At 66.2% G+C, this 6,732-nt stretch carries 6 protein-coding genes and 1 pseudogene; 3 read left to right on the top strand and 4 right to left on the bottom strand.

Annotated elements, in window-relative coordinates; all coding sequences use genetic code 11:
* Positions 1-150: 150 nt before the first annotated feature.
* From glgP to ACR2MZ_RS08265, 4 genes and pseudogenes are all read right to left on the bottom strand, one after another.
* Positions 151-2,226: an alpha-glucan family phosphorylase gene (gene glgP / locus ACR2MZ_RS08250; RefSeq protein ID WP_434004587.1), complete on the bottom strand. Its 2,076-nt coding sequence runs from the start codon at positions 2,224-2,226 to the stop codon at positions 151-153.
* A 483-nt stretch (positions 2,227-2,709) separates the two neighbouring features.
* A complete protein-coding gene (locus tag ACR2MZ_RS08255; RefSeq protein WP_434004588.1) occupies positions 2,710-3,240 on the bottom strand; it encodes a class I SAM-dependent methyltransferase in 531 nt (176 codons plus the stop codon).
* A 128-nt stretch (positions 3,241-3,368) separates the two neighbouring features.
* Entirely contained in the window at positions 3,369-4,256 is an 888-nt protein-coding gene (locus ACR2MZ_RS08260; protein ID WP_434004589.1) for an LLM class flavin-dependent oxidoreductase, read from the bottom strand.
* 202 nt (positions 4,257-4,458) lie between these two features.
* Positions 4,459-4,961, bottom strand: a pseudogene (locus tag ACR2MZ_RS08265) (NAD-dependent epimerase/dehydratase family protein); the annotation flags it as partial.
* Positions 4,962-5,348: 387 nt separating this feature from the next.
* Here ACR2MZ_RS08265 and ACR2MZ_RS08270 point away from each other — a divergent pair.
* The 3 genes from ACR2MZ_RS08270 (at position 5,349) to ACR2MZ_RS08280 (ending at position 6,648) form a co-directional block, all read left to right on the top strand.
* Positions 5,349-5,570, top strand: a complete 222-nt coding sequence (locus tag ACR2MZ_RS08270; RefSeq protein ID WP_434004590.1) for a hypothetical protein — start codon at positions 5,349-5,351, stop codon at positions 5,568-5,570.
* On the top strand, positions 5,567-5,824 hold the full coding sequence (locus ACR2MZ_RS08275) for a type II toxin-antitoxin system RelE/ParE family toxin (RefSeq protein ID WP_434004591.1): 258 nt from the start codon (positions 5,567-5,569) through the stop codon (positions 5,822-5,824). Before ACR2MZ_RS08270 ends, ACR2MZ_RS08275 begins: the two co-directional genes overlap by 4 nt.
* Positions 5,825-6,102: 278 nt before the next feature.
* The gene (locus ACR2MZ_RS08280) at positions 6,103-6,648 is read left to right on the top strand and encodes a dihydrofolate reductase family protein (RefSeq protein ID WP_434004592.1); all 546 of its coding nucleotides are present in this window, start codon (positions 6,103-6,105) and stop codon (positions 6,646-6,648) included.
* Positions 6,649-6,732 lie beyond the last annotated feature (84 nt).

Consider the following 6,732-nt stretch of genomic DNA (forward strand, 5'->3'; position numbering starts at 1 on the left):
GAGCCTCTTGGTGGTGTGGGTGTGTGGAAGCTCCTGCACCTTAGCCGGAGGCTCTGTGCTTCTCTATGCTGCTTTTCTCGTCGTCTCATCCACCTCCGGTGTCACGAGGGTGTCCGGACGTGCTCAGCGGCAGAGGGCGAATCAGGCGGCTCAGTTGGTGGGGTTACCGACCGCCGAGCCCCGGAGGCGATCCACTCGCTCCGCGGCGGGGGCGTAGCAGTCGGCAAGGTAGTCGAGCACCATCCGGCGGGCCGCGAAGTTGGCGGCGGTGTGGCTGATCGAGTCCCGCATCATGGCCAGCCAGCGCTGCGGCAGCCCAGCGGAGTCTCGGGCATAGAAGGCTGCGGCCACATCGCCCTCGAGCAGCTCAAAGAGTGCGTTGGCTTCGCCGGCGTCATCGGCCTGGGGCGTTTCAAAGCTGACCGAGGAGGGGATCGCCCAGCCTGCCGTCGGCCGGTACCCCTCGTCCCACCAGCCGTCCAGGATGCTCAGGTTGAGGACGCCGTTGATGCCTGCCTTCATTCCCGACGTGCCGCTCGCCTCCAGCAGACGCCGCGGATTGTTCAGCCAGACGTCCGAGCCCTGGACGAGAAGCCTGGCGACTTCGATGTCGTAGTCCTCGAGGAAGGCTATCCGCGGTTCCTCACGCGCGAGCTGAACTATCTCGCGGAGGATCGCCTTGCCCGGCAGGTCGGCCGGGTGCGACTTGCCTGCGAAGACGAACTGGACCGGCCGCTCACTGCCGTTGACCAGCGCATGCAGCCGCTCGCGGTCGGTGACTAGCAGGTTGGCGCGCTTGTAGGTTGCAAAGCGGCGGCTGAAACCCACCACCAGCGCTTCCGGGTCGAGGCCGCCGCCCTCGCCGGCTGATCTTGCATGGCGGACCAGCCGATGGCGCAGCTGAGTATGCGCCGCCCATAGGGCGGCGGCATCGATGTTCTCCACACCCGCCCACCGCCGGTCATCCGCGCTCAAGTCCCACCAGTCCTGGGCCACGTGCAGCTGCAGCAGTGCCGCCAGCTCGGGGGAAACCCAGCTCGGCAGATGAACACCGTTGGTGACCGAGCCGATCGGAATCTCGCTCTCCGGCAGGCCGGGCCAGGCGTCCTTCCAAAGACGCCGAGAGACTTCGCCGTGCAGCTTGGAGACACCCACCGAGCAGCCTGCCGATCGCAGGCCGACGTAGGTGGTGCAGAGCGGCTCGTCAGTGGAGCCGGGCTGCTTGCGGCCCAAATCCAGGAAATGCTCAAGATCCATGCCAATCTCGTCCAGGTAGGGGCTGAGCAACTGCTGCACCAGGTGGGGAGGGAAGAAGTCGCTGCCAGCGGCGATGGGCGTATGGGTGGTGAAGATGAGGCTGGCCCGGGCGGCCTGCTCAGCGGTCGCGGCCGTCAGTCCGCGCTCCCTTTTCAGGAAGTTGAATCGCTCACTGGCGACCAGGAAGCCATGCCCCTCGTTCATGTGGAAGACAGTGGCCTCGATCTCCAGCGCCCGCAGCGCCCGCACCCCGCCGATACCGAGAACCATCTCCTGCGGCAGGCGGCGGTGCGCCTCCGGGACGTACAGGCGGTCAGTGATCGAGCGGAATTCGGGCTGGTTCTCGGGCAGATCGGTATCCAGCAGGTACAGGGCGACACGGCCGACCTGAGCTTTCCAAACAGCCACAGTGACAGTCGCGGGGCCGAGCGGACAGCTGACGGTGAGCGGCAGGCCGCTCCGATCCAGAACCCGGCTGATGGGGAGCTGGGGGAAGTCGCTGGCTGTGTATTCCTCGAACTGACCACCATCCTCACCGATCCGCTGGTGGCCGAAGCCCTGGCGGTAGAGGAGTCCAACACCGACCAGCGGTAGGCCCAGGTCGCTGGCTGCCTTCAGGTGGTCGCCGGCCAGGATGCCGAGGCCGCCCGAGTAGATGGGGAGGGCTTCACTGATGCCGAACTCGAGCGAGAAATACGCAATCTGCAGCCTTGCGTCCCCGGTGTCGAACGCAGGCGCACGGGATTTGTACGCGGCGCGGGCTGCGCGGGCTTCGCTCAGGGCCGCCTGAGCCGGAGGTCGCTGGAGAGCAGCCTCGGCCCCCGCCTCACCCAGACGCGCCAGGAGCACCACCGGGTTACGGTTCGACTCCTCCCAGAGCTGCGAGTCGAGCGCTTTGAACAGCGCCTGCACGCGGGGTTCCCAGGACCAGAAGAGGTCCAGGGCAAAGTCTCTGAGCTCAGCGAGCACCGTGTGATCTTAGGAAACCCTGCCGGTGCAGCCTCAGAAAAGGACGCGGCAGAACCTGGACCACCCGGGGCAAGTTGTAGGTAAGCAAGAAGAGCCCAGGTGACGCGGGAGGGGGTCGTCGCTAGACATTCGGTCAGCGGATCGGAACACCGAACAGCAACTCGGAGAGGGACCTGTGGAGCCAATCGCTGTACCGCTTGCGGCTCCAGCCGCGATCCTGGACGAGCATCCGATACAGATCTGGGCTCGTCAAGGCCCACAGGATATCGGCTGCCTCCCCGCGCAAGGGTCGCCGTCGCACTGTGCCGTGCCATCTCAGCGGCCGAAAATGGCTCCCGCCTCCTCACCGCTGACCGGCGCGCGGTCCCCATTTACGCCCTTATGGGAGCGGACGGTGAACTGGTGTCGTAGGAGCCCTCCCTCGCCGGTTGAACCAGTCGAGCAATCCTGTTTAGGCGCAGGTGTCGATTCTGGACGCGTTCCTCAGCGGCCGAAGCTGAGAGCAGAGTAGATCGCCGCAAGCCCAGAGCCGGGGCGCCGGGCGAGGAGCCGGGTGTCGCGAAAGCCGGCCTCGCGAGACACTCGCTCCCACGACCTGTAGGACAATGGGTGAGGGACCCAGTGGTTGCCCCGGTCGGTGTCGTACTCGACCACCACCAGCCTGCCGCCCGGCCGCAGCAGCGCGCCGACCTGCTGAAGAACGGCCGCCTGGTCACGGCTGAAGTGCAGCGAGTTGGCCATGAGCACCCCATCTCGCGCGGCAAGTCCCAGTGGACGGCTGAAGTCCGCCTCCAAGTAGTCAACGTGGGTCGCGGGAAAGGCGGCCGCCAGAGTCGCTCCCTGCCGGCGCAAGGCTGCGCGGTCGCGGTCGACCGACGTGATGCGCCCGGATGGCCCAAGCAGATCGGCCAGGGCCAGCGTGAACGCCCCGCCGCCTGAGCCAAGCTCAATCCACTCGAGGCCACCCCCCTCGACACCGCCTCTGATCAGGGCGACGTGTTCGGCGTGTTCCATCGCTTCAGCCGCCGGGGGGAGTTGACCCGGCGCCGGCGTGCAGAGCCGCCCACGACCTCCACTGAGGAGCCGAGCGACAGATGACCGCTGATGAGCCTCACTGCCGCGAACTTCGAGGCGGCCCGTGACTACGCCGACTTCTCGAGCAACTCATTCGCCACCCATGTGGCGACGCGTTCCGGGAAGGGGGCGCTCAAGCCGAGGACGAGGTGCCGGAAGCCGCCGTCGATCGCCTTTGCGATCGCCTGGCGGGTCTCGTCGGGGTGCTCGTAGGAGACGTGCAGGGCGATGGAGCGGGTGATCGACGCTGAGTCGCGGCCGATCTCGGCGCAGAGGCGGTCTAGCACGGCGCTGCGACGAATGGGATCGAGCGTCGAGTCATCGTGGCCGCCGCCGGGAGTGTTCCACAGGTCGGCATGCTCGGCGACCACGCGTAAGGTCGCGGTCGAGCGGCCCCCGATCATGATCGGTGGATGCGGCTGTTGGACCGGTTTGGGATTGCAAAACGCTCCTTTGAGGTGGAGATACGTCCCGTCGAAGTCGAATGGTTGGGGTTCGGTCCACAGCCGCCGGATGACCGTGCAGGCTTCAGCCAGGCTCGCCACCGCGTGGTCGGCGTCGTGATAGGGCAGGCCGTGTGCGTCGTACTCCCGCCGCGCCCAGGGGATACTTGGACGTGAGCCGGCGCCGATGCCGAAATCGAGCCGCCCACCGGAGACGATGTCGACCGTCGCGGCGATCTTCGCCAACATGGCCGGCGGCCGGAACCGGTTGCTCGTCACCAGAATCCCGAGGCGAAGTCGTTCGGTCTGAGCAGCGAGCGCGGAAAGCAGTGTCCAGCCTTCGAAGATCGGGCCACCCGGGTCGCCGCCGATTGGAAACAGGTGGTCGAAGAGCCAGGCATGTTCGAGCTGCGGAATGGCATCCGCCTCTCGCCAGACTCGCAAGATCTCGGGATAGGTGACCTGCTGAGGAGCGGTCGAGATCCCAAATCGGACTTCCTTCGGGTGCGCCATGCGCTGTCTCCTTGACTGGCCGATCCCCGGCCCGGGTTGCCGCGGGGCTCGTGCTCGGCTCCGATACAAATCTATTCAAGTCCAGACGGGGCTCCGCGCCGAGCAGCTGCAGCTCGAGGACGTCGGCGGCCGCCGCCGCCGCGGCGAAAGGATCCGGCCGATCGCGTTGCAAGCCCAGGTCCCGCAGCTACAGGTCCTCGATGACGTCGCCGGCCGAGCTGCGACCGTGAACCGTCGGAGCGAGTCGCACCACAGACGAGCGCACGCCGCGTCCGGCGAAAGAAAGTGCCGCCTGCGCACCCGCGATCCCGGGGATGAGCATTCGGCGCCGGCGCGTGTTGTTCGGTTGCGATCCGTCCCGGGGCGACGCCGAGCGTCCCGGAAGCGATGACGAGAGGCCGATCCGAGCCCTCGAGTGCGGCTCCGAGCGCTTCAATGGCGCGTGCATCCGTCTGGGCGGCGGCCTCGAACTGGGAGAAGTCGTGGTTGTAGGCGAGGTGGATGATCCCGTCGGACCCTCGCGCCCCAGCGCTCAGGCTCCAGGTCGTCGAGAGCGCCGCCCTGCACTCGTGCCCCGGCGGCGGCGAGGGCAGCGGCGGAGGCGTCCGAGCGAGCGAGGCCGATGACCTCGTGGCCCGCACCCATGAGGTCCGCAACGACGGCAGAGCCGATAAATCCGGACGCGCCGGTGACAAATTCACGCATGAGGCTTGACTCCTGAAGTCGTCGGCAGGGCGGGGGAAGCAGGGGAGGGATCGACTTGCTGCTGAAAGCGGCTGGAGAGCCAAAACTCCTGGTAAACGCTCCCAATGAGCTCGAAGGGGAAAAAGTGGAGCGGGAGACGGGGCTCGAACCCGCTACCTCAACCTTGGGAAGGAGTTGCTCTGCCCGCGGCACTCCGACGGCTCACCTTTGAATTGAACTGGAGCTGGTTACTGCACATGCGTGTCTGGAGAACCTCTACCTAAGCGGTGCTTCGAAGCCGATGTGTAGGCATGTCAAAGCGGTTTCTTGCGAACCAGTCTTGCCTTGGACTGCGGGCGTAACCGTGCCCAGGTGATGCCCGACTGGGCGGCGAGTAGCATGATCAATGTGGCTACCAACCGCAAGCCGGAGTCTGAGCGATACCCGCTGGACCAGGCCCTCGACGAGGAGGTAGCCACTATCTTCAAGGACGACCCAAAGTTCAAAGAAGGGCTGCGTCAGACCGCCAAGCGGGTCCGTGGAGGTGAGGAGACTCTGGTTCCGAACGCAGACGTCCGGCGGCGGCTCAAGCGGATGGGACTGCCGCTCGACGATGACGTGGAGGCTTGAGGCTCTACTGGACCGAGCGTTCGTTGGCCGACCTGGAGGAGTTGGCTGAACGAGCCCCCGCCCAGGCTGCCAGGGTCTACGACGCGATCCAGTGGTTGGCCCGGCAGCGCTTTGCCGATCTGGGCCGGCACGTACCAGAGCTCAACTGCCGCTATTGGCCAGCACCGCCCCATGGCATCTTCTACCTGGTCGAAGGCGGCGAACTGAAGGTCCTGCGGATTTGGGACTCGCGGCGCAGTCGTGGACCCCGCTAGTTAGGAGGCGAGCCTCCTTGATGGGAGATGGTCCGAGTCGCGCGGGACCGTCCCATAAGAGGATCCGGCTTGCGGGACCGTCTGCGCAGCCTGCAGACCGCTTCAGAGAGCGAACTCTGGTTCGACTGGTTGGGTGCACGAGGACGTGGCGAGGACCGGCTCATCACCTCATGGGTGTCGAAATCCGGCCCTGTTATTCGACGTCCATGTGTTCGGGTCCGGCACATACCGAGGCGGCGGGCCGTGGCGACCGGTCAACATTCAGAGAAGGAGTGAACGTGGCGAGTGAATTGGTCGTTGATTTGTTCGTATCCGCCGATGGGTGGGCAGGGGGTGACGGACTGCCCGGCTTCTTCGGCTACGCGGGTCCGGATCTGGATGCCTGGGCCAATGCGGAAAAGGCCCAGCCCGAGATCGTGATCATGGGACGGCGGACGTACGAGAGCTTCGTCGCGCAGGCGTACGCGCCGGATGACCTGATGGCAATGGAGAAGGTGGTCGTCTCCAGAACCCTCAAGGACGTTGCGTGGCCTAACACGCGGATCGTCGGCAGCCTGGATGGCATCGTGGGGCTCAAGGCCGACAGCGAGGTCCGCTTGCGCACCTGGGGAAGTATGTCCCTGGTTCGGCAGCTTCTGGGCGCAAAGCTGGTCGACCGGCTCCGGCTTATGATCTTCCCACTGCTTGCCGGTGAGGCCGGCCGCGAGGCAGCGTTCGCTGGTGTAGCCAGCGCCGATCTCCGCCTCACCGATCACCGGGTGCTCGACGGCCGGATCGTTCTCACCGAGTACCGGCCCACCGGCGGCGACATTCCGCGGGCCTGAAGGCCCCCCCGTCCGTCACCGGTTGCGTCCTGGGGGGTCCCCGGGATGCGGCCGTTATCGACCCCTGCCTGGTCCAGGTCGCGT

The organism is Candidatus Dormiibacter sp., from assembly GCF_050999135.1.
In the GTDB taxonomy this organism is placed as follows: Bacteria; Chloroflexota; Dormibacteria; order Dormibacterales; family Dormibacteraceae; genus Dormiibacter; species Dormiibacter spiritus.

Excerpts from the sequence above, each read along its gene's own strand:
- ACR2MZ_RS08260 (WP_434004589.1), bottom strand. The coding sequence starts at position 4,256 with ATGGCGCACCCGAAGGAAGTCCGATTTGGGATCTCGACCGCTCCTCAG.
- ACR2MZ_RS08255 (WP_434004588.1), bottom strand. The coding sequence starts at position 3,240 with ATGGAACACGCCGAACACGTCGCCCTGATCAGAGGCGGTGTCGAGGGG.